Raw genomic sequence first — 22,989 nt, 5'->3', positions numbered from 1 at the left:
GAGCGCCGATCCGACCGTGCCGCGCCGGCATAATGCTCGCCGCGCGCAGTGCTCGCCGCGCTCAGTGCTTGCCGCGCCGCCCGTGGAGCAGGTGCAGCACCTTCTCGGTCATCCTCATGTCCTTCTCGGACCGGTCCATGGTGAGCAGGTCGAGCATGGGCTTGCGCGTCTGCACCGCGACCGACTTGACCACGCTGAACTCGCGCAGGCCGTCGGCGCCGTGGATGCGCCCGAAGCCCGAGTCGCCGCGGCCGCCGAACGGCAGCGACGGGATGCCGGCGAAGCCGAGCACCGAGTTCACCGTCACGGCGCCCACCTTCAGCCGCGCGGCGAGCGCGCGCCCCTTCGCGAGGTCCTTGGTGAAGATCGAGGCGGTGAGCCCGTAGTCGGTGTCGTTGGTGCGACGCACGGCCTCGTCGAGGTCCGCGACCCGGTCGACGACGAGCACGGGCCCGAACGTCTCCTCGCGCGAGACGGCGCAGTCCGCGGGCACGTCGCGCAGCACGACCGGCCCGACGTATCCGTCGGCGACCGAGTCCGGTCCGCCCACGACGGCCGTGGCGCCGCGCGCGATGGCCTCGTCGAGCTGCCGGGCGACGATGTCGGACTGGCGGGCGAGGGTCATCGGCCCGTAGCTGTCGGATGCCCCGGGCCCCGGGTGCAGCTTCGCCGCGGCCTTCGCGAGCCGCGAGAGGAACTCGTCGTGCACGGATGCCTCGACGAAGACCCGCTCGACGCCCGCGCAGGTCTGCCCGGCGTTGCCCATGCCGCCGAAGACCGCGAAGCCGACCGCGGCGTCGAGGTCGGCGTCGGCGGCGACGATCATCGCATCCTTGCCGCCGGCCTCGACGACGATCGGCGTGAGCCGCTCGGCGCAGGCGGCCATGACCTTGCGCGCCGTGCCGGGCGACCCGGTGAAGGCGATCTTGTCGACGCCGGCGTGCACGAGTGCGGCACCGGTCGCGCCGTCGCCGACGACGACGCTGAACACCGGATGCCCCGGAACCGCGCGGTTCCAGGCATCCTCGATCCACTTCGCCGTGGCCGGGGTGAGCTCGCTCGGCTTGAAGACGATGGCGTTGCCGGCCGACAGCGCGTACGAGATCGAGCCCATCGGCGTGTAGAACGGGTAGTTCCACGGGCCGATCACGCCGACGACGCCGTAGGGCTCGTAGCCCACCGAGGCCGATTGGTTGATGTTCGCGAGGCCGGAGGGCACCTTCGTCCGGCGGAGCACCTTGTGCGCCTCCTTGGAGGCCCAGTCGAGGTGCGTGAGCGTGAGCACGACCTCGAGCAGGGCGTCGCCCGAGGGCTTGCCGGTCTCGCGCGAGATGACGTCGGCGAGCGCGTGCGCGCCCTCGGTGATCTCGGTCTTCCACGCCTGGAGGTGCCGCTTGCGTCCGGCGAAGCCCTGCGCGTGCCACCATTCGGCGGCGTCGCGCGCCGCGGCGACCGCACGGTCGACGGCGGCCTGGTCGGCGACCGGCCAGGAGCCGACCTGCGATCCGTCGCGAGGGTCGGTGGACACGAGCTGGGCGGAGGTCGGGTCATCCGCGATGAGCGTCATGGCCGTCCTTTCGTCGTTGAATGAACTGGACCAAGAAGTGAATCCGGATTCACTGTAGGCCCCGCGTGGCTCCGCCACAAGTGAGACGCGGTCACGATCTTGCGGCGAGTTCGCCCGCGAGCCCGAGCAGCTGCGGGACGCCCTGCTCCAGTCGCGGTGCGAAGTCGGTGTCGTCGGGGCGCTCGCCCTCGAGCCAGCGCGTGTGGATCGCCTCGCAGAACACCGCCGACTTCCACAGCGCGAGGGCCTGGTACCAGGCGAGCGACGACAGGTCGGCACCCGTGCGCCGCTCGTACGCCCGCGCGAGCCCGTCGCGGTCGGGGAACCCGTCGAGCGCGGTCACCGGCGACAGCTCCATGACCGTGGCCGGCGACCCCGGCTCGCTCCATGTCGCCGTGAAATAGCCGAGGTCGGCGAGCGGATCGCCGAGCGTCGCCATCTCCCAGTCGAGCACGGCGGCGACCGACGGGCGCACCGCCGCGGCGGGGCCGCCGGGCGCGAGCATCAGGTTGCCCAGCCGGAAGTCGCCGTGCACCACGCTCGCCCGCCCGCTCACGGGCACGGCTGCGGCGAGCAGGTCGGCGACCTCCTCGACCTCGGGCAGCGACCGGCGCGACACCCGCCCCCAGAGCCCGCGGAAGCGTTCGACCTGTCGCGCGAGGTATCCGTCGGGCCGTCCGAGCGTGCTGAGCTGTCCCGTGGACACGTCGATCGCGTGGAGCTGCGCAAGGGCCTCCACCGCGGCATCCGCCAGCGCCGCACGATCGTGCGCGGTTCCGAACCGCTCGGGCAGGTGCGTGGTGACCACGTCGCCGCGCACGAAGTCCATCAGGTAGAACGGCACGCCCAGCACCGTGTCGTCCTCGCACGTCGCGAGCACCTGGGGCACGGGGTATCCGGCGTCGCGGAGCGCGAGCTGCACGCGCGCCTCGCGGAGCATGTCGTGCGCCGAGGGCGGCAGCGGCGGCCTCGGACCGCGCCGCAGCACGACCTCGGCATCGCCCCGGCGCAGCAGGAACGTGACGTTCGACTGCCCCTCGCCGATGCGAGTCCACGAGATCGGGCCCGCGCCGAGCGCGTGCGCGTCCAGGAACGCCTCGACCCGGTCGAGCACGAGCAGGGGCGCAGGACCCTCGCGCGCTCCGTCGAGCGTCGCGACGACCTCGCTCATCGGTTGCTCACCGTCCCGAACAGCCCGGCGATCGGTGCGAGCACGATCGGCCTGGCCAGCATCCAGCCGCCGGCGATCACGGCGAGCGAGCCCGCGAAGATGCCGAACCCGACCCAGTTCACGGCATCCTGCCCGCCGTACATGTGGTTGAGGTTGCGCAGCGCGCCCGTCGAGAGCACGAGCCCGACGTGCACGATCAGGAACGCGACGAAGTACAGCATCACTGGGAAGTGCACGGCGCGGGCCACCTCGACCGGGTAGATCCGGCTCAGCCGCGTCGCGCGTGCGGGCCAGATCCCCGACATCCGAACGCCGGTGACGGCCGCGAGGGGAGCGGCGACGAAGACCGTGGTGAAGTACGCGAGCTGCTGCAGCCCGTTGTAGTTCACCCAGCCGTTCTCGGTCGGCCAGTCGAGCGACGCGTACTGCAGGGCCGCCGACACCGCGTTCGGGAACACCTCCCAGCTCGTCGGCACGATGCGCATCCACTGCCCGGTCGCGAACAGCAGCACGACGTAGACCGCCCCGTTGACCAGCCACAGGATGTCGAGCGACTGGTGGAACCACAGCGCGATCGAGATCTTGCGCGACCGGTTCCAGCGCGGCGACCAGTAGGCGGCCGGCTTGCGCTCGGTGCGCACCTGCATCCCCGAGCGCACGATCAGCACCATCAGGAAGACGTTGAAGAAGTGCTGCCAGGCGAGCCAGGCCGGGAAGCCCACGGGCGCGCCCTCGGGCAGGTGATACTCGCCGGGATAGGTCGCGACGAAGCCCTGCACGGGTGGCAGGGTCAGCAGCCACCGCGCGGCGAGCACGACGATGCCGGCAACGAGGATCGCGCCGATTGCGATCAAGACCCAGCGCGCCCGGCCAGGTCGGGGACCTGCCTCGGGGCCGGAGCCGGCTGTCGCTGTCGGCCGGGATACCGGTGCCGGGGATGCTGGTGCTGGTGCTGGTGCTTCGGGCGACCGCATTTCTGCAGGAGATTCCGGTCGATGCCGCTCGTGGGACGCCTGGAAACCAGGATCTCCTGAATTTCCGTCAGCCGCCGTCGGCGCGAGGTCGGCGGATCGGACCGGCGGGGCCTCGATGGCTGCGTCGGGCGCGAGCCCGGCCGGCGGCCACGGCTCCCCGCCCGGGCGCCTGGGCAGGCCGCGGCGCAGGGGGACGCCGACCACCGCCTCGGAGGAGGCCTCCCCTCGCGCATCGGCGGCCTCGAGGGAGGCCTCCGCTCGCGCATCGACCGCAGCAGTCCCGCTTGCCCCGCCGGCCCCAGGGCCGCCCGCTGCAGCTGCGACCCCGGGGACGGCCGAGCCGACGTCGACGACCGCATCGGATGCCTCGGGCCCCACGCCGGCGGGCGGCCAGGGCTCTCCGCCGTGCACTCGCGGAAGGCCGCGGCGCAGCGGGCGCGTCGGCGTGCCGGTGCTCATGCCTTCCTCGACTCGAGCGCGTCGATGAGTTGCGGCACGACCTCGAAAAGGTCGCCGACGACGCCGAAGTCGGCGATCTCGAAGATCGGGGCATCCGCGTCGGTGTTGATCGCCACGATCGTCTTCGAGGTCTGCATGCCCGCCCGATGCTGGATCGCGCCCGAGATGCCCAGCGCGACATACAACTGGGGCGAGACCGAGACGCCCGTCTGCCCGACCTGGAGCGTCTGCGGCACGTAGCCGGCATCGACGGCGGCCCGGGATGCCCCGACGGCGGCGCCGAGGGCGTCGGCCAGTCGCTCGACGAGTTCGAACCGCTCGCCGGAGCCGAGCCCGCGCCCGCCGGAGACGACCCTCGCCGCACCGCGGAGTTCGGGGCGGGTCGACTCGGCGACCGTCGCCTCGACCGACTCGATGACGGCCGTGCGCATCCCGCTCGCCGCGACCTCGATCCGGCGCGCCTGCACCGGTTGCGCCTGAGCCCTCGCGTCGATCGCCCCCTGGCGCACGGTGATCACGGGAGCGCCGAACGTCACGGCCGACCGCACGTCGTACGCGCCGCCGTACACGGAGTGGTGGGCCACGACGCCCTCGTCATCGCGCGAGAGCCCGACGGCGTCGACGGCGAGGCCCGAACGCGACCTGGCGGCGAAGCGCCCGGCGATCTCGCGGCCGCGCACCGAGTGGGAGCAGACCACCGCGTCGGGGTGCACGAGTGCGGCCGCGGCGGCGAGGGCGTCGGCCTCGGGCACCGCGACCTGCCTGCCCAGTCCCGCGGGTTCGGCGAGCAGCACGTGGACGGCGCCCAGCTCGGCGGCCGCCGCGGCGAACGCGTCGCCGACCGAGCCGGCAGCGCCGCCCGCATCGCCCCCGCCGTCCGAAACGTCGGCGTCCCCGCCGGAAACGAGCACGAGCGCGACCGGCGTGCCGACGCCCGCGGCGGCGCCGAGCAGCCCTGCGGCGCTCGGCGCGAGCGCGCCGTCGAGTCCGACGTCGAGGAGCACGAGGATCGCGTCGTCGGGCAGGGGTTCCATCGTCGCCTCCATCACACGAGCCGGTTCTCGGCGAGGAACGCGGCGAGCTTCGAGCCGGCATCCCCCTCGTCGACGATCTTGGTTCCGGCCTGTCTCGGCGGCCGCGCGGCGATCGCGATCATGATCGAGCGCGACGCATCCCGGGCCTCGGCGTCGACGCCGAGGTCACCCAGCGACACCTGTTCGATCGGCTTCTTCTTGGCCGCCATGATGCCCTTGAAGTTCGCGAAGCGCGGGTCGGGCAGTTGCTCGGTGATCGAGACGACCGCGGGCAGCTCCGCGCTGACCCGCTCGACGCCGCCGTCGATCGCCCGTACCCCGGTCGTGCGCGCCTCGTCGAGTTCGACCGAGCCCAGGTTCGTCGCCTGCGGCACGCCGAGCAGTTCGGCCACCATCGAAGGGACCACGCCGCCCGAACCGTCGGTCGACTGGTCGCCCGCGAGCACGAGGTCGAACCCGATGCGCTCGATCGCGCGCGCCAGCACCTCGGCGGTGAGGCCGAGGTCGGCACCGAGCAGGTCGTCGTCGACGACGTGCACGGCCTTCGCCGCGCCCATCGCGAGCATGCGCCGGATCGACGCGCCAGCGGGTTCTGCCCCCATCGTCAGCACGGTCACCTCCGTGTCGGGGTGCTCGTCGGCGTACCGCAGGGCGACCTCGAGCGCGCGCTCGCCGATCTCGTCGGGCACGCGGTCGCTCGCGTCGCGATCAGCCAGCCCGGTCTCAAGATCGAGCGTGCGGTCGGCGTACGTGTCGGGCACCTCCTTGACGAGCACCACGATCCTCATCGGTTCGGACCTTCCTGCGCGGCATCCCACGCATCGATCAGGGCGCCGACGTCGGCGGCGACCTGCGGCGGGAAGACGGGTTCGACGGCCGGCGTGCGGTCGAGCCGCGGCGCCGGCGCAGGCGCGGATCGCCCACCCCACTCGCCGAACACGCCTCGGGCGACGAGGTGCGGATGCCCCTCCGCCTCGGTCATCGTCAGCACCGGGGTGACGCACGCGTCGGTGCCGTCGAAGTGCGTCGCCCACTCGTCGCGGGTGCGGCATGCGAAGGCCGACTCGAGCCCGGCGCGGAGCGCGGGCCACGTCGCCCGGTCGTCGCGGTCGAGCGCCGCGACCCCGGGCTCGAGGTCGTCGCCGAGTCCGGCGATCAGCGCCGCGTAGAACGCGGGTTCGAGGGCGCCGACCGCGACATGCGCACCGTCGGCGCACCCGTACACCGAGTAGTAGGGGGCACCGCCGTCGATGAGGTTCTGCGCGCGCCGGTCGCTCCACGTGCCGGCGGCGAGCATGGCGCGGAAGACGTGCGAGAGCTGCCCGACCCCGTCGACCATGGCCGCGTCGACGACCTGCCCCTGCCCGGACACCGCGCGCTCGACGAGCGCCGCGAGGATGCCGGTGACGAGGAACATCGCGCCGCCGCCGTAGTCGGCGACGAGGTTGAGCGGCACGGCGGGCGCCTCGGCGGGGCCGATGGCGTGGAGCATCCCGGTGATCGAGAGGTAGTTGAGGTCGTGGCCGACGCGGTCGGCCCACGGCCCGTGCTGGCCCCAGCCGGTCATGCGCCCGTAGACGAGTCGCGGGTTGCGGGCGAGCAGGTCGTCGGGTCCCAGTCCGAGCCGTTCCATGACACCGGGGCGGAATCCCTCGACGAGCACGTCGGCACGGTCGACGAGGCGGCGCACCCGTTCGGCGGCCTCGGCGTCCTTCAGGTCGGCGGCGACGATCGTGCGTCCGCGCAGCACGGTGTCGGCCGGGTCGACGACGGGTGCACCGCCAGGCCCGGGCCGGTCGATGCGCACGACCTCGGCACCGAGGTCGGCGAGCAGCATGGTCGCGAACGGCGCCGGTCCGATGCCGCCGAACTCCACGACTCGGATGCCTCGGAGCGGGCCCGTTCGCTGAGCGGATGCCTCGGCGCGCGGGCTCGGCGCCGCCGATGCAGCGGGGACTGCCGCGGGAGGGGCATCCGTCGTCGGGTTCACGCGCTGATCGCTCCTTCGAGATCAGTCCGGCCGGTGGTGCCGGTACCCCGACATTCCACCGCGAAAACCCAAAACAGTCAAGCCTGACTTTTTAGGATCACGGCCACCCGCCGCAACTCCGGGGAGCCAAGCCCGTTCGCGGCGCGTCGAGCGCGACACGCCTCCGCCGGAGGCATCCGTCCGGAGTTCGACCGACGCGCCCTGGCGAGCACGCGAGCAGGCGCGCAGGCCCGCCGGTCAGCCCAGCAGCCGCTCCCGCGCGAGCGCCCGCCAGAGCGCGAGGTTCGGCTCGCTCGCCCGGTCGGCCTTCGTGATCGCATAGGTGATCGCCGTGCCGCGCATGCTCGTCACGAGCAGCTCCATGAGCGACTCGAAGCCCGGATGCCCCGCCAGCTCGGGCCCGAACAGCGTCCGTTGCGTCTCGAGCAGGATGCCGCCCATCCGGCGCTCGGTCGGCAGCAGCGCCGCCCGCAGGCCCTCGTCGTGCCGGGCCGCCAGCCACAGCTCGAGCGACGCGACGAAGTAGGGCTGCCCGTTCGAGGCCCACATCGCCTCGATCGCGGCGTCGATGCGCGCGCCCGGGTCATCCGGCAGTTCGAACTCGACGACCAGTTCGTCGAGGCGAGCCGACGCGAGATGGTGCACCGCGGCGACGAACAGCTCGTTGCGCGACGGGAAGTGGTGCAGCAGACGCCCCCGCGAGACGCCCGCACGCTCCTGCACGCGCACCGTCGTCGCGGCCGCGTACCCCTCCTCGGCGAGCACGGCGACCGCCGCGTCGAGGATCGCGGCCTGCGTGCGCACCGCGCGCTCCTGCACCGGGCGGCGGCCCGCCTCGGGTGTCGTGACGGCATCGTCCACAGTCATCCGGCCTCCGGTCCTCCTCGACGACACGCGCCCGGCCCGTCGCACGGCCGCGCGCGTGGGCCCGAGGCTAGCAGCGTGGACCCGGCATCCGCGGACTCGACGCATCGCGGCGGTGCGGCGTGCTCCACTGCGCGGCTCCACCGGCCACTGCGCGGCTCCACCGGCCATTGTGCCGCCGCACGGAACCTGCGACGTTGGACGGAGCAACCGATCGGGGCGGGACGGAGCGGATTCATGGGCACGAGGGCACCAGCGCAAGGATGGACCGAGGGCTCCGGTGAGCCGCTCACCGACGAGACCCTGCACGCGCTCGACACCTGGTGGCGGGCGGCGAACTACCTGTCGATCGGCCAGATCTACCTGCTCGACAACCCGTTGCTGCGCCGGCCACTCACCCGCGACGACGTCAAGCCGCGCCTGCTCGGCCACTGGGGCACGACGCCGGGGCTGAACTTCGTCTACGCCCACCTGAACCGGGTGATCCAGGAGCGCAGCCTCAGCACGATCTACATCGCGGGCCCCGGCCACGGCGGCCCGGGCATGGTCGCCAATACCTACCTCGACGGCACGTACAGCGAGCTCTACGGCGACATCGACCGGTCGACGGACGGCTTGCGAGCCCTGTTCCGGCAGTTCTCGTTCCCGGGCGGCATCCCGAGCCACGCCGCGCCCGAGACGCCCGGATCCATCCACGAGGGCGGCGAGCTGGGCTATTCGCTCTCGCACGCGTACGGTGCGGCGTTCGACAATCCCGACCTGCTCGTCGCGGCGGTCGTCGGCGACGGCGAGGCCGAGACCGGCCCGCTCGCGACGGCCTGGCATTCGAACAAGTTCCTCGACCCACGGCAGGACGGGGTGGTGCTGCCGATCCTGCACCTCAACGGCTACAAGATCGCGAACCCGACCGTGCTCGCGCGAATCCCCGAGTCCGAACTGCTCGAACTCATGCGCGGGTACGGCCACACCCCGTACCTCGTGTCCGGCGGCTTCGACGGCGAGGATCCGATCGACGTGCACCGACGGTTCGCGGAGACGCTCGACGTCGTGCTCGACCAGATCGCGACGATCAAGGCGGATGCCGCGGCGGGCGCACTCGACGGCCGGCCCGCCTGGCCGATGATCATCCTGCGGACGCCGAAGGGCTGGACCTGCCCCGCGGAGATCGACGGTCATCCGGCGGAGGACAACTGGCGGGCTCACCAGGTTCCGCTCGCCAACGCGCGGGACACCGAGGCGCACCTGCGACTGCTCGAATCGTGGCTGCGCTCATACCGCCCCGATGAACTGTTCGACGAGTCGGGTGCGCCGGTGCCGCTCGCGACCGCGCTGGCCCCGCAGGGCGACCTGCGCATGAGCGCGAACCCCGTGGCCAACGGCGGGCTGCTGCGCACCGAGCTGCGGCTGCCCGACTTCCGCGAGTACGCGGTCGACGTGCCGTCGCCGGGCGAGACGACCAGCGAGGCGACCGCGGTGCTCGGCACCTGGCTGCGGGACGTGATCTCGGCGAACCCGACGAACTTCCGCATCTTCGGACCCGACGAGACCGCGTCGAACCGGCTCCAGGCGGTGTACGAGGTGACCGACAAGCAGTGGAACGCGCAGCTGTGGCCGATCGACGAGGCCGACAACCACCTCGCGCGCGCCGGCCGGGTGATGGAGATGCTGAGCGAGCACCAGTGCCAGGGGTGGCTCGAGGGCTACCTGCTGACCGGCCGGCACGGCGTGTTCAACTCGTACGAGGCGTTCATCCACATCGTCGACTCGATGTTCAACCAGCACGCGAAGTGGCTCGACTCGTCGAAGAAGATCCCGTGGCGCAGGCCCGTGTCCTCGCTCAACTACCTGCTGAGCTCGCACGTCTGGCGGCAGGACCACAACGGCTTCTCGCACCAGGACCCGGGGTTCATCGACCACGTCGTGAACAAGAAGGCCGCGGTCGTGCGGGTCTACCTGCCGTTCGACGCGAACACGCTGCTGTCGACCTACGACCACTGCCTGCGCACGGTGGACTACGTGAACGTCGTCGTCGCGGGCAAGCAGCCGGCGCCGAACTGGCTCACGATGGACGAGGCGATCGTGCACTGCACCCGCGGCCTTGGCCTGCTCGACTGGGCCGGCACCGAACGCCCCGGCGAACAGCCCGACGTGGTGCTCGCCGCCGCCGGCGACGTGCCGACGCTCGAGGTGCTCGCCGCCGCGAGCATCCTGCGCGACCGCATCCCGTCGCTCGCCGTCCGCGTGGTCAACGTGGTCGACCTGATGCGCCTGCAGAACGACACCGAGCACCCGCACGGCCTGTCCGACCACGACTTCGATGCGATCTTCACGGCCGACCGGCCGATCGTGTTCGCGTACCACGGCTACCCGTGGCTCATCCACCGCCTCACCTACAAGCGGCACGGCCACGGCGGGATCCACGTGCGCGGCTACAAGGAGGAGGGCACCACCACCACGCCGTTCGACATGGTCATGCTGAACCAGCTCGACCGGTTCCAGCTCGTCATCGACGTCATCGATCGGGTTCCGGGACTCGCCGACCGCGAGGGGCCGCTCCGGCAGGAGATGCAGGATTCCCGGCTCCGCGCCCGGGCGTACACCCGAGCGCACGGGGAGGACGACCCGGCCGTCACCGGTTGGAGCTGGAACGGCTCGGGAGCCGGGGGCAGCGGGCTCGGCGACACGGGCGACGACAACCGCTGAGCGGTTCGCTCCCCACCGCGACCGGGCCCTCCGTAGGCTGGCGGGCATGACCGACGTGGTGCTGCTGTGCGGGGTCGCCGGCGCGGGCAAGACGACCTACGCGCGTACCCTCGAGGCTCGCGGGTACCTGCGCCTCTCGTACGACGAGGAGATGTGGGCGCTGGGCCACGACAGCTCGCACGCCACCCGCGAGGTGCTCGACGAGGCCGACCGGCGGGTGCGCGACCGGCTCGGGGCATCCGTCGGCGACGGCGTTCCCGTGGTGCTCGACGCCTCGCTCTCGACGCGCGCGATCCGCGACGACTTCCGGGCGCTGGTCCGCCGGGCGCGCGGCGTCCCGCGGCTGGTCGTCGTCGATGCGCCGTTCGAGGTGCTGGTCGAGCGGATGCGGCGGCGCCTCGACCACGCCGATGCGAACAACCTGCACCTCGACGAGCGGTCGCTTCGCGACTACGTCGACGGCTTCGAGTTCCCCGGCGACGAGGAGCCGCACGAGCTCGTGCGAACGGGGTGACCGGGCCCTGGCGCGACGTCAACCGCTGGCATCCGCGGTCGCGGCCTGCTCAGATGGGAACCATTCACGGAACCACCCGACCCACGGAGGCCGACATGACGACGGATGCCACGAACCCCGACGACGACCAGGTGCCGGAGGACGACCAGGTACGAGGGGACGACCAGGTCTCGGACGACGAGCTCGACGAGCCCAGCACCGAGAAGGAGCCGGGTTCGGAACCGCGAGCCGAGCAGCCGGACGACCCGCACGCCGATCACCACGCGGTGGGCATCGGCATCGTGGATGCGTCGCTCCCCGGCGAGGCGGAGGACGACCCCGACTCCGCCTGATCGCTGATCGCTTCGACCTCACGCCGCACAGGCGGAACGGGCGGACACCGAGGGGTGGTGTCCGCCCGTTCCTTTCGGGTCATTCGCGATCCGGGGTATCAGCTTGACTGAGATCGCGCGACCCGTCGGATCAGGGCGCCGGCGCAGTCACCGGCACGTCCGTCCAATCGGATGCCTGATCGGCCGTTCCCCCACCGTCGGTGTAGGAGATCGTCACCCGGATCCAGCGACCGATGTCCTCCGCCGTGGGCGTGAACGCGGAACCCGGGGGCACCACCGCCTCCGGCGGGTAGTCGGTCCAGACCGGGGTCGCGCCCTCGACGTTCGGATCGGTGTCGGTCCACGACCACTGGTACTCGAGCACCGTGTCCTCGGCGATGCCGCCGTCAGGGTCGGTCGGCGTTCCGGCCGGGATCGCGAGGCCCGGCGTGAGCGGGTTCGCGTGGAGCATCACCAGCGTTCCCGGTCCCGTCGGCCCCTCCGCGACCTGTGCGTCCGACACTGCCGAGGTCGTCGTCCGGAACGTCCCGTCCGGTGCGGTGTAGCTCACCGTCACCCGCAGGAACAGTCCGACCGCGAGCTGGTCCGGAACGAACACCGACGAACCGGAACCGAGCGGGTTCGGGATCTCCTCCCACTCCGTCACCGTGTCGACCGTGTCGCCCTCGCCGCCCCACCAGGCGTACCGCACGTTCGTGACCTGCGAGAGGTCGAACGGCACGTCCGTCGGGTCGCCTGCTCCGTCGACCTGCCAGACCGAGGCCGTGACCGGGTCGCCCTCCACCGGCGCCGTCGGGTCCATCGTGACGGCTGCGGTCGGTGCGCAGGAGACCCAGCTGGTGCCGTCCTCCGCCAGCTCCGCACATCCGTCGGTGAACTGCAGGCGCTCGAACCCTCGGATCACGTCGACACCGTCGCTCTCCTCCGGCTCGGCGACCTGCGTGTGCTCGACTCGCCAGTACCCGGAGCCGAGCGGCCCGATCGGGGTGATCGTGTACGACGCGAACGTGTTCCGGTAGAACGCGGTGTCGACCGCGGTCTCCGCATTCGGGTCGTCCACGATGTCACGGACGATGTCGATGTCACCCGGGTTGAGCGTGCCGGCGAACACGCGTGCCTGCAGCTGCGACGCACTGTCGAAGAAGTCCGTCCCATCCGTCAGTCGCACCCGGAGCATCTTGTCGCCGTCGAGGTAGTCGTTGCCGCCTCGACCCTCGACCGTGTCATTGCCCGGGCCGGCGATCATCACCTTGTGCACGCCGTCGGCATCCGACTCGACCGCTCCCCGCAGGAACGGAAGCGAGAAGTCGCCCAACGCGACGGGGGTGCCGTCGACGTCGATCACCGGTCGCAGCATGTCCTCCAAGCCGCCGATCGAGTCGATCACCTCCTCCGTCGCCTTGTTCAGCTCGATCTCGCTCTCCGACAGGTCGTCGGCCTCGGTGATCGGTCCGCGCAGGGTGTCGTTGCCGGAGCCGCCGGACAGCGCCTCGAGCAGGTCGAACCTGGACGGCAGCGGGTTGTTCGGCTCGAACACCCGGTTGAACGCCCAGTCGGAGGTCACGCCGGTGCTCTGACCGTAGTACGTGAGCCAGTCCCAACCGAGGCCGCCGTGGTGGCGGTCGGTGCCGACGCCGACGCCGACGAGGACGTCGTTGCCGCCTTCACCCTCGATGTCGTCGTTGCCGAGCCTGCCGATCACGATGTCGTCGCCGCCCAGGGTGTCGTTCTGGAACTGGTCCGCATTGTCGCCCTGGAGCAGGTCGGCGTGACCGGAACCCTCCACCCAGTCGTCGTGCTCGCCGCCGAGGACGGTGATCCGACCTGTGCCGCCGAGTACGACGTCGTCGCCCATTCCGGAGAAGATCGTCGAGCCGTCGTCGGCACCCTTGACCACGAAGTCGTCACCGATCCCGCCGATGCCGAGGTCGATGCCCGAGCCGAGGTGCATCGCATCGTTGCCCTGCTTGCCCTTCAGGTTGTCGTCGCCGAACGAGTCCGTGAGGATGTCGTGGCCCTGGCCGCCGACGAGCGAGTCGTTGCCGGCTCCGCCCTCGATGCGGTCATCGCCGCCGTACCCCCAGATGCTGTCGTCGCCCTCGTCGCCGCGGAGGTTGTCCGCTTCGGCGGTGGCGTGCATCTCGACGTGCTCGTCACCCTGCCAGCGCCACTGGCCGCCGATGAGGCTGAGCCCGGGCTCGCGCTCCGCCGCCGGCAGTGCCGCCTGCTCCTCGATGTCGAGGATCGGATCGGCCAGCGCGAAGATGTCGGCCGGCAGGTGCGAGGCGTCCGTGTTCCGCTGGATCATGTCCGAGAACGTGTTGCCCTCGAGGCCGGCGAACAGCTGCTCGCCCTCGTTGCGGAACAGGTAGTAGAACCGGTCGCCGAACTGGAGCTTCTCCAACTGCGTCTCGAAGACGAAGTTGAACGTGGAGCCCAGCATGCCGCCGAACGGGTCGAGCCGCTCCGCGAGACCGCCGGTCCAGAAGTCGACGTTGTCGAGTCCCGTGTTCACCCCGGCCCATGCGCCGGTGCTGAACAGGAAGTCCTCGCGGTCGGCCGGCGGCGTCAACGGCTCGGGCGCGTGCGTCGCGAGCTGCGACTTGACTGCCGGGCCGACATTCGTCGGACCGCCCAGCACCACGATCTGCGCGGGGTTGAGCCGCTCGATCTCGGCCAGCACGTCCGCGGGGATGTACGACGGGTCCACCAGGAGGATGGGCGAGTCGAAGAGTCCCGCTGCGGGCCCGGCCGCGAGTGCGTCGGGGAAGTTCCGTCCGTTCGCGATGAAGAGCTTCTCGACACCGGGCTCGTAGAACTCCTGCGTGATCATCGCCGCGGTCTGGAAACGGTCCACTCCCGCGATGCGACGCGTGTCGCCGGGATCCGCGTAGGTGCGGATCGCGGCCTCCGTGGCCGCGCTGATCGAGGCGGTGCTTCCGAGGATGATGATCTCCTGCGGGTTGAGGCGCTCGAGCGCCCCGCGCGTCGCCGTCGGCAGCGCATCGCGGTGCGTCAGGAGGATCGGGACACCGTCGCGGGCTGCGACCGCCGCCGCCGCGAGCGCGTCGGGGAAGTTGTTGCCATCGGCGATGAACACGCGCTCCACGCCCTGCGTGCCCGGGTCGAACCGCTCGCTGATCATCGCTGCGGTCTCCATCCGGTCCACGCCGCCGACCACCTCGACGTCGTCGTCTCGTGTGTACGCCCGCAGGTTCTCTCGGGTGTTCACCGTGACCGAGTTGGAGTCACCCAGAACCACGATCTTCGCGGGGTTCAGGCGAGTGAGCTCTTCGGCCGTCGAGAACGGGATGTCGCCGTCGAGACGGTTGGCCACCATCAGGATCGGTCCGCCCTCGGCGCGTGCCGCGGCGCCGCCCGCCAGGGCGTCCGGGAACTTCATCGCGTCGGTGATGTACACCACCGGGATTCCGTCACCGGGCGACGGGAACTGGCGCTGGCTGATGAGGGCCGCCGTCTGGAAGCGATCGGCCCCCGCGAGCGTCAGCACGAACTCCTCGCCGAGGGGCGAACCGTTGACCAGCAGTGCGGCAGCGTTCCGCTTCTCTTCGAGCGTGGCCGCATCGAGGATCGACTGGTGCGTGCCGTAGGCCGCCACGAAGTTCACGAGGGACGCACGTTCGCCGGCACGACCGAAGTTGTTGCCGTTCTTGATGTTGCGACCGAAGTCGTCCCAGCTCGTGTACGGCGCGAGGATCGGCTCACCGGTCGCCGCGAAGAACGACCGACGTGCGTCCTGCAGGCCCGGAACACCGGTGTCGCGACCACGCAGCAGGTTGAGCGTCGCCAGGTCGAGCGGAAGCCCCAGGAGGTTGTTCCGCAGGACGTCGACGATGTGCTCGTCGATCTGGCTGCCGATCCGGGACGTCATGCCGTTGATGAGCGATCCGGTCGCCTCCTCGGGAGTGAGCGCCCCGTTCTCGTCGAACAAGGTCGGGTTGAGGAATCCGGTGAGGAGTGGCACATCCTGCATCGCTGCTCCGCCTTCGACCGCCTCACGGCCGATCTCCTCGGTCATCATCGAGTGGCCGAAGCGGTAGACGACGTGGGCGAACTCCGCGGTGATCGCGGGATTGATGCCCGGGTTGTAGCTGTTCTCGTTGAAGACGACCGCATCGATGTTCGGCGAGATCTTGCGACCGAACTCCTCGAACACGAGGTGCTGGTACTGCATCTCGGTCGCGAACTTGGCCGCCTGGAACAGGCGCTCCTCGTACGACCAGTCGTCGGCGTTCCAGCCGTCCGGAAGCGAAGCCGGGTCGGTGCCCGCCGCGAAGTAGCCGGGGAGGTTCTCCTCCGGCTTGTCCGAGACGTACGAGTGGGGCTCGCCGCGGAAGGCCCTGGCGAACTCGGCGATGCCGCCGCGCTCTGCGGAGTCCTGCGCTTCCAGTTCGGGCCGTGCACCGTCGAGCACGTCGATGATCTGGCCGACCATGCGGTTGTGCTCGGCGTGGAACACGGAGTGCACGGCGGTCAGGCCGATGTTCTCGTTCACGCGACCGTCGCCGGCGATGAAGTGCTCGTCCAGCGTCGCGTTGTCGTACCCGGTGAGCACGGGCTCGCCGTTCTCGTCGAGCACGGGCGTGCCGTCCTCGTTGAAGCGCGGAAGCAGTTCACCGCTGCCCTCGTCAGCCACGGGCGTCGAGCCGTGGGCGATGTCGTCGAGGAACGCGTGCCCGGTTCCCAGCACGTCGGCGGGAACCGTGACGCCGGTACCGCCCGGGATGCCTTCGACGAGCGTCGGGGCGTTGGGGTCTCCCGTGAGCAGCTGCGGGTAGCCGTTCTCGGGCGACGGGACGAAGTTGCCGTACGGGTCGACGAGCACCTGCGGGACGTCGAGGAGGTCGGCGTCGGTGAGGTTGATGCCGAGGATCTGCCGAGCCTGCGCCTTCACATCGCGCCACTTGGCCATTCCGCCGTTGACGCCCTCGATGAGACGACCGGTCGCGACCGGTACACCGCCCTCGAGCACGTAGTGGCGGAGGAAGACCTGGTGCGCGGGGTGCGAGCTGTAGGTCTGGTTCTGGTCGATGAAGGGCGACGTCAGGTTCTTGTGCTCCGTCGACGTCTCGTCGATCCGCGTCGCACGCGAGAGCGTGATGTAGTTGGCCTCGGGGTCGCACTGGGCGGACTCACCGGGCCGGACGCCCTCCGGCGGGCAGAACAGCGGGTCGTCCTCGGCGAGCGGGACGATCATCTGGCCGTTGCCGGCCTTGCCGACCAGGTCGAGTCCGTGGTCGAAGAACTGGCCGAAGAACCCGGTGAAGGTGTTGAACGGTGCGGACAGTTCCTCGTCGGGCGCGGTGTTCGGCGTGACGACGCGATCCGTGCCCGGCACCGGAATCGCCGTGCCGGCCTCGACCTGGTTCTGGATGGCGGGGTTGGCGGTCGACTGGTCGACGATCAGGTTGCTGATCGTACGCGGGTCGGCGTCGAACACGTTGCCCTGAGTCTGGGCGTAGCACGTGGTGCCCGCGGCACAGGCGGCCATGTCGGCCGGTGCATTCGGCTCGAACCCGAGCTCGGCGACCTCCGGGTCGGCCTGGCGCCACTCGGCCTCGAGGAGGCGCGGGAACGCGACGCTCGACGATCCGTATCCGGTCTGACCCACCAACAGGTTGTTGTACGAGCCGTCGACCGTTCGCACACCCTTGGGCCGCATGGCGTCGGACACGCAGTTCTGCGCGGTGTCGCCTTGGTCGAGGCAGAGGAGCTCGTAGTTGGAGGGGTTCAGCTCGTCGGCGGCGTGCGCCTCCGAGATCTGGATCTGCCTGAGGATGAACTCGAGGTCGTTCTGTGTGAGGACGAACGACGGGTCCTCGTCGGTGACGGCCTCGGCAGACTGCGGAGGTATCGCCAGCATCAGCGTGAACGCCACGGCACTCGCCGTGAGGAGGGCCAGTATCCGACGCCACCTCGCCCATCTTCCGAGCGAGATGTCCCCAGCAGCTTGCGTGATGGCGTCCATTTCGGGTCGTACCCCTTCGTACTGGCGAAGTGACTCAGGCGTTGCGCTTCGCACGTTCGGGTTGCAGAACACCGTCGACACCTGTCGACGATGAACCTGATCTTTATCCGAAGTTCAGTTAATCTCAAGCGAATCTTGGGGTCGCGATCGGGATTCCGTGCCCCCAAAACAGGGGCGGTGTCATCCCGTCCGGAATGCCGCCCAAGGGGCGCCGGGGTGCAGCTCTCGCGTCGCCGACCGGCCCCGGCACGGGTCCGTCAGCGGGTCGGCCAGGGGCCGTCGCCCGGTCGGCCGCTCAGTAGATCGCCGGCTCGCGTTCCGGCTGCGCGGAAGGATCGACGGGCGCGTCGGGCGGCTCGTCGGCCGCGCCGCGCGCGCGAGAGAGCGCGCCCGGCCACCACGTGCGCCGACCGAGGTCGTACACCAGTGCCGGCACCAGCAGCGTTCGCACCAGGAACGTGTCGAGCAGGACGCCGAATGCGACGATGAACGCGATCTGCGCAAGGAAGAGCAGCGGCAGCACGCCGAGCGCCGCGAACGTCGCCGCCAGCACGATGCCTGCCGAGGTGATGACCCCGCCGGTGAGGATCAGGCTGCGCAGCATCCCGTCGCGCGCGCCGTGCGCCGGCGTCTCCTCGCGCGCCCTGGTCATCAGGAAGATGTTGTAGTCGACGCCGAGCGCGATCAGGAAGACGAAGGCGAACAGCGGCACCGTCGGATCCGCGGCAGTGAAGCCGAGGACGTATTGGAAGACCAGCGCCGAGACGCCGAGCGCGGCGGCGTACGAGAGCGCGACGCTGCCGATGACGATCACCGGCGCGATGAGCGATCGCAACAGGAACACGAGCACGAGCAGCACGGCCAGCAGCACGGCCGGCACGATGAGCCCGCGGTCCCGCGACGCCGCTTCGTTCGCATCGAGGTCGATCGCGGTCTGACCGCCGACCAGGATGCCCGGATCGAGCGCGTCGAGCGCCGAGCGGAGCTCGCGGACGGTCTGCTCCGCCGCGCGAGTATCGGCCGCGTCGGTCAGGGTCGCCTCGAGGAGGACGTCGCCCTCGACCACCATCGGCGCCAACGCGATCCCCGACCCCGCCGCGAACGGCTGGACGCCGTCCGGCGTGACGGGCGTCGGTCCGCCCAACGTGGCCACGCGCACGTGATCCACGCCGTCCACGGCGAGGATCGTCGCCGTCGTATCGAGCATCGACTCCGCCTCGACGACGACGATCGCGGGAGTGCCCGACCCGGCGGGATAGTGCTCGGCGAGTACCGCGAGCCCGTCGCGCGCCTGCGACTGGCCGAGCACGTACTCGCTCGAGGGTGCGCCGTCGGCCTTCAGCTGCGTCAGGCCGAACGACATGAGGACCAGCAGCGCCGCGGAGCCGATCCACACCTTCCGGTGGTGCGCGGCCACGAACCGCGCGAGGCGCGGCCACACCCCGGGGCCGTCCAGCAGCGCCTCCGGATCGCGCGGCGCGGTCAGTTGTCGTGGCCAGAACGCGGCCCGCCCCGCCCACAGCAGCAGGGCCGGCAGCAGCGTGAACGAGGCCAGCATGGCGAACACGATCCCGATCGACGCGATCGGGCCGAGCGTGCGGTTGGATCCGAGCTCGCTCAGGAGCAGCACCATGAGCGCCGCGATCACCGTCGCCCCGGACGCGAGGATGGGCTTCCAGGTCCCTCGGAGCGCCGCGGTGGTCGCGTCCCAGCGGCCGAGACCGGATGCCAGCGCCTCGGTGTACCTGCTGACGTACAGCAGCGCGTAGTTCGTGCTCGCGCCCACGACGAGGATCAGCAGGATGCCCTGGGTCTGCCCGGCGAGCAGCACTGCACCGGTCCGGGCCAGTCCGGCGACGACGAGCACGGCGCCGCACAGGGCCGACAGGCTCGTGAAGAGCACGATCAGCGGCAGCAGCGGTGATCGGTAGACGATGATCAGGATCAGCAGGACCGCCCCCAGGGCCACGAGCAGCAGCAGGCCGTCGATTCCCGAGAACGCGGAGATGATGTCGGCGGCGAAGCCCGCGCCACCGGTGATGTAGACCGCCGTCGCATCCGGCACCGCGGTCGTCAGGCCGGAACGCAACGCCGACACGGTCTCGTCGATGGCGCCCTGCGAGTCGACCGGGACGACGAACTCCGCGGCGAGCCGATCGTCCGCCACGATGAGCGGCGTGGAGCGGAAGATCGATGCACCCTCGATCGGCGGCATCTGCTGGATGCGACGCTCGATCAACGGGGCCGCGTGGTCGTCGAGCGGTTCATCGAAGGTGAAGACGGCGACCGCGTACGAGTACCCCTGGGCACGGAACACGTTGTCGAGCTGATCGACCTGCGTCGACTCCGCGGTGTCGGGGAGGAACTGGACGCGGTCGTTCGTGCCGAGGTCGTTGAGCTGGCTGAACATCCGCCCGCCGGCGAGGAAGAGCACGACCCAGACGAGGATGATCCCGATCGTGATACCGACGCGCCTGCCACGGTGCACCGTGCTCCGGTCCGTCGTCGCACCGTCCATGCTGACCCCCAGAGTCTTCGTCAGGCCAATGTAAGGAGCGGCCTTGCGAATTGCAAACTTTTGCCCGACTTTTCAGCGCGGTTTCCGCATCGGGTCAGTCCGCGTGGTGCCAGCGATTGCCGCCGGAAGCCCTCGCCTCCGCCCTCGCGCGCCGCGCGACCGCAGTGAGGTCGTCGAGCGCGTAGCCCGTGGTCCGGACATCGGCCCACCCGACGCTCACCGCGAACTCCACGGTCAGCGTGGACTCCAGCGAGATCGTCGTGGCCCGCGCGAGGAGGTCCCGCACGTGCTCGCGCACGGCGGCGTCGGATCGGGAGAGGAGGACGAGGAAGCCGGACGACCCGTCGGTGCCGATGTCCGCATCGGCGGGGAACGCCGCCGTGATGTCGGCCGCGAGTCGTTCGACGACATGGCGGAACGGGTCCTCGCCGATCGCCTCCCTGAGCACGTCCGCGTCATCGAGCGAGATCGCGAGCACCGACCACGACCGCTCGCCGGCTGCTTCCGCCCGTGCGAGCCGGTCTTCGGCCGAGTTCCGGAAGTGACTGCTTCCGCCCGCCGGGCGGGCGGAAGGATCCCTCGCCAACGGGAGGAGCGTCACCATTGCGCAGACGACGTACACGATCTCCCCGATCGCGGTCAGGTCGGGGATGAGGTCCTCGATCGGCCCGAGTACGGTCTCGAGCGATGCGACGACGAGGCCCGCGACGGCGAGGACCGGAAGGATGCCGGAGATGACGACCAACGGGATCAGCAGTCCCCCGCCGCGTTCGGGCCGACGCCGGAGTTCGTAGACCGTCGCTGCTCCCCAGATCGCGCCGAACAGGTAGACGAGCCCGTCCGCGAGCGCGTGGATCGGGTCCTCCACCGAGGTCTGCTCGGCGATGATGCCCAGCGCGACCGCTGACACGAGGCACACGATCGGCCCGGTCCACGCGAACGGCCGCACGCCGCGCGCCGCTCGAAGGCCCGACCAGGCGAACGCGGCCGCCCCGAGGGTGAATCCCTCCGACGCGTGTTCGAGCCAGGTCACCCCGGTCGCCTGGCCGATGAGCTGGCCGATGCTCGAGAGCAGGACGACCAGGAACATGACGGACCACAGCAGGTTCGGCAGCGACGGCCGATACAGGAAGCCGAGGCCGATCATCAGCATGCAGGAGAGCGCTGCCAGCACCGGAAGCACCAGCGAGGCATCGACGGATACCGGGGTCATGTGGCCTCCGCAGGAATTCGTACGGTCACGAGCGTTCCCGAACCGAGTTCGCTCGCGATCTCGATCGTGCCCGCGTGTGCGTCCACGATGTGCCGGACGATGCCGAGCCCGAGGCCGGTGCCGGGGATCCCGCTGTCGACGGCCGCCGATCCGCGGAAGTACGGCTCGAAGACGCGATCGACGTCCGTCGGCTCCATGCCGATCCCGGTGTCGCGGACCGTCACGACGACGACGTCGCCCTCGGCCCGGCCCGTCACGTCGACGGTGCCGCCGCGGGGCGTGTACTTGATCGCATTGCCGACGAGGTTGTCGACGAGTTGTCGCAGCCGGAACGCGTCACCGAAGAGGTGCAGGTCGTCGGCGTAGTCCGCGACGACCCGCACACCTCGCTCGGCGGACGGCGCGGTGAAGGACTCCAGCGACGCCTCGAGGATCTCGCGCAGGTCCGTGACGGCGCGTGCATCCCGATCGGCGCGCGTGGCCTGGTCGGGACGGGTCTCCAGGATGGAGTCGATGAGGCGCATCATCCGGTCGCTCGCCTCCTCGATGACGACCAGCCGCTTGCGCGCGGACTCGTCGAGGCCGGTGTCCTCGAGCAGCCGATCCGTGTGGCCGAGGATGGCGGTCAAGGGGTTGCGCAGTTCGTGCGAGACGACCGCCGCGAGGGCATCGCGGCGCTTCCCCGCGGCGATCACTTCGGTGATGTCCTCGGCGATGATCATGGTGCTGGGTTGCTCTCCGGCGCCGGGATGCCGCCGACGCGTCGCGACCGACAGCGCATGCCATCGCCCGTCCGGATCGAAGAGCCAGACCGCCTCGTTCTCGAACTCCTCGCCCCGAGTGGCGCGGGCGAACGTCCGCTGCGCGCCGCGCAGGGCGGCCCCGCGGAGGGCGTCGTATTCCACCGAGCGCGCCGGGCGGTTCGGATCCGACTCGTCGATCGCGTACAGCGCGCGATACGCCGCGTTCGACGAGAGCAGCTCACCGGCCGCACTCACCTGGGCGATCCCGATGTGGACGGCGTCGAGCATGTCGCGCACCCGGCGCTGCTCGACCATGACGGTGTCGAGCGAATGCCTGACCCGTCCGGCCTGCCGGCCGACGAGCGTCCGGTAGGCGCGACCCTGCCGTGCCGTGACGTGCACGGCGATGCCGACGAAGGTGAGCGCGAGGACGGTGATCAGCACCCGGAGCGCGCTGGCGGCCGCGCTCTCGTTCGCGTGCACCTCGATCATGGCGATGACGCCGACCAAGCCCACGCCCGCCACGAGCCGCGCCAGTGAGAACTGCGACGCGAGCCAGGTGATCGGGAAGACCCAGAGGTGCGAGAGACGCAGGTCGATGCTGAACGTCAGCAGCCCCACCCAGACGATGTCGAGGTACGGCACGATCGTGGCCGCGGATTCGGGGAACCTGGCCCAGGGCGTGACGAGCGCGGCGATCGTCGTCGTCAAGACGCCGATCACGCCGGCGATGAGGGGCTCGATCGTGAGGAAGGCCGGGTCGAGCAGGTATCCCGCCAGGACGATGATCGTGACGACGGCGGCGAACAGCAGCTGCCAGATCCACACGGTGCGGACCCGCGAGACGCTCCCGATCACGTCGAAGCCGCGATCCGGCGTGGCGGTCGCAGCTTCCGTCGACATCGCTCAGACCCGGTC

Annotated in this window: 14 protein-coding genes; 3 read left to right on the top strand and 11 right to left on the bottom strand. The window is 70.7% G+C overall.

Annotation, left to right across the window (positions count from 1 at the left end):
* Positions 1 to 61: 61 nt before the first annotated feature.
* From ELQ40_RS03630 to ELQ40_RS03600, 7 genes are all read right to left on the bottom strand, one after another.
* A complete protein-coding gene (locus ELQ40_RS03630; RefSeq protein ID WP_127792453.1) occupies positions 62 to 1,567 on the bottom strand; it encodes an aldehyde dehydrogenase family protein in 1,506 nt (501 codons plus the stop codon).
* A 91-nt stretch (positions 1,568 to 1,658) separates the two neighbouring features.
* Positions 1,659 to 2,738, bottom strand: coding sequence for a phosphotransferase family protein (locus ELQ40_RS03625; protein WP_127792452.1), 1,080 nt, complete (start codon positions 2,736 to 2,738; stop codon positions 1,659 to 1,661).
* Entirely contained in the window at positions 2,735 to 3,592 is an 858-nt protein-coding gene (locus tag ELQ40_RS19065; RefSeq protein WP_240665926.1) for a cytochrome b/b6 domain-containing protein, read from the bottom strand. The genes ELQ40_RS03625 and ELQ40_RS19065 overlap by 4 nt, the downstream gene beginning before the upstream one ends.
* A 575-nt stretch (positions 3,593 to 4,167) precedes the next feature.
* Complete coding sequence (locus tag ELQ40_RS03615) at positions 4,168 to 5,205, bottom strand: electron transfer flavoprotein subunit alpha/FixB family protein (RefSeq protein ID WP_127792450.1); 1,038 nt, start codon at positions 5,203 to 5,205, stop codon at positions 4,168 to 4,170.
* Positions 5,206 to 5,216: 11 nt separating this feature from the next.
* Positions 5,217 to 5,993, bottom strand: coding sequence for an electron transfer flavoprotein subunit beta/FixA family protein (locus ELQ40_RS03610; RefSeq protein WP_127792449.1), 777 nt, complete (start codon positions 5,991 to 5,993; stop codon positions 5,217 to 5,219).
* On the bottom strand, positions 5,990 to 7,195 hold the full coding sequence (locus ELQ40_RS03605) for a CaiB/BaiF CoA-transferase family protein (RefSeq protein WP_127792448.1): 1,206 nt from the start codon (positions 7,193 to 7,195) through the stop codon (positions 5,990 to 5,992). Before ELQ40_RS03605 ends, ELQ40_RS03610 begins: the two co-directional genes overlap by 4 nt.
* A 237-nt stretch (positions 7,196 to 7,432) precedes the next feature.
* Complete coding sequence (locus tag ELQ40_RS03600; protein WP_127792447.1) at positions 7,433 to 8,062, bottom strand: TetR/AcrR family transcriptional regulator; 630 nt, start codon at positions 8,060 to 8,062, stop codon at positions 7,433 to 7,435.
* Between the two features lie 234 nt (positions 8,063 to 8,296).
* Here ELQ40_RS03600 and ELQ40_RS03595 point away from each other — a divergent pair, with 234 nt between their 5' ends.
* The 3 genes from ELQ40_RS03595 to ELQ40_RS03585 all read left to right on the top strand — a co-directional run bounded on the left by ELQ40_RS03595 (position 8,297) and on the right by ELQ40_RS03585 (position 11,608).
* Complete coding sequence (locus ELQ40_RS03595; protein WP_127792446.1) at positions 8,297 to 10,762, top strand: phosphoketolase; 2,466 nt, start codon at positions 8,297 to 8,299, stop codon at positions 10,760 to 10,762.
* A gap of 46 nt (positions 10,763 to 10,808) precedes the next feature.
* Complete coding sequence (locus tag ELQ40_RS03590; protein WP_127792445.1) at positions 10,809 to 11,276, top strand: ATP-binding protein; 468 nt, start codon at positions 10,809 to 10,811, stop codon at positions 11,274 to 11,276.
* A gap of 95 nt (positions 11,277 to 11,371) precedes the next feature.
* Entirely contained in the window at positions 11,372 to 11,608 is a 237-nt protein-coding gene (locus tag ELQ40_RS03585) for a hypothetical protein (protein ID WP_240665925.1), read from the top strand.
* A 130-nt stretch (positions 11,609 to 11,738) separates the two neighbouring features.
* Here the strand turns inward: ELQ40_RS03585 and ELQ40_RS03580 are convergent, their stop codons facing one another.
* The 4 genes from ELQ40_RS03580 to ELQ40_RS03565 all read right to left on the bottom strand — a co-directional run bounded on the left by ELQ40_RS03580 (position 11,739) and on the right by ELQ40_RS03565 (position 22,974).
* Entirely contained in the window at positions 11,739 to 17,507 is a 5,769-nt protein-coding gene (locus tag ELQ40_RS03580; protein ID WP_164863462.1) for a peroxidase family protein, read from the bottom strand.
* Between the two features lie 385 nt (positions 17,508 to 17,892).
* The gene (locus ELQ40_RS03575) at positions 17,893 to 20,115 is read right to left on the bottom strand and encodes an MMPL family transporter (RefSeq protein WP_127792443.1); all 2,223 of its coding nucleotides are present in this window, start codon (positions 20,113 to 20,115) and stop codon (positions 17,893 to 17,895) included.
* 94 nt (positions 20,116 to 20,209) lie between these two features.
* A complete protein-coding gene (locus tag ELQ40_RS03570) occupies positions 20,210 to 21,328 on the bottom strand; it encodes a hypothetical protein (RefSeq protein WP_127792442.1) in 1,119 nt (372 codons plus the stop codon).
* A complete protein-coding gene (locus tag ELQ40_RS03565; RefSeq protein WP_127792441.1) occupies positions 21,325 to 22,974 on the bottom strand; it encodes a cell wall metabolism sensor histidine kinase WalK in 1,650 nt (549 codons plus the stop codon). The genes ELQ40_RS03570 and ELQ40_RS03565 overlap by 4 nt, the downstream gene beginning before the upstream one ends.
* Positions 22,975 to 22,989: the final 15 nt, after the last annotated feature.

Origin of the sequence: Agromyces sp. LHK192, assembly GCF_004006235.1 — a bacterium.
GTDB lineage: Bacteria > Actinomycetota > Actinomycetes > Actinomycetales > Microbacteriaceae > Agromyces.
This window is presented reverse-complemented; position numbering and strand designations above follow the sequence as displayed.

What these genes read in the sequence shown, in the direction of transcription:
- ELQ40_RS03610 (WP_127792449.1), bottom strand. Translation starts at nt 5,993, where the DNA reads ATGAGGATCGTGGTGCTCGTCAAGGAGGTGCCCGACACGTACGCCGAC.
- ELQ40_RS03585 (WP_240665925.1), top strand. Translation starts at nt 11,372, where the DNA reads ATGACGACGGATGCCACGAACCCCGACGACGACCAGGTGCCGGAGGAC.
- ELQ40_RS03630 (WP_127792453.1), bottom strand. Translation starts at nt 1,567, where the DNA reads ATGACGCTCATCGCGGATGACCCGACCTCCGCCCAGCTCGTGTCCACC.
- ELQ40_RS03590 (WP_127792445.1), top strand. Translation starts at nt 10,809, where the DNA reads ATGACCGACGTGGTGCTGCTGTGCGGGGTCGCCGGCGCGGGCAAGACG.
- ELQ40_RS03600 (WP_127792447.1), bottom strand. Translation starts at nt 8,062, where the DNA reads ATGACTGTGGACGATGCCGTCACGACACCCGAGGCGGGCCGCCGCCCG.
- ELQ40_RS03570 (WP_127792442.1), bottom strand. Translation starts at nt 21,328, where the DNA reads ATGACCCCGGTATCCGTCGATGCCTCGCTGGTGCTTCCGGTGCTGGCA.
- ELQ40_RS03625 (WP_127792452.1), bottom strand. Translation starts at nt 2,738, where the DNA reads ATGAGCGAGGTCGTCGCGACGCTCGACGGAGCGCGCGAGGGTCCTGCG.
- ELQ40_RS03565 (WP_127792441.1), bottom strand. Translation starts at nt 22,974, where the DNA reads ATGTCGACGGAAGCTGCGACCGCCACGCCGGATCGCGGCTTCGACGTG.
- ELQ40_RS03575 (WP_127792443.1), bottom strand. Translation starts at nt 20,115, where the DNA reads ATGGACGGTGCGACGACGGACCGGAGCACGGTGCACCGTGGCAGGCGC.
- ELQ40_RS03595 (WP_127792446.1), top strand. Translation starts at nt 8,297, where the DNA reads ATGGGCACGAGGGCACCAGCGCAAGGATGGACCGAGGGCTCCGGTGAG.
- ELQ40_RS03615 (WP_127792450.1), bottom strand. Translation starts at nt 5,205, where the DNA reads ATGGAACCCCTGCCCGACGACGCGATCCTCGTGCTCCTCGACGTCGGA.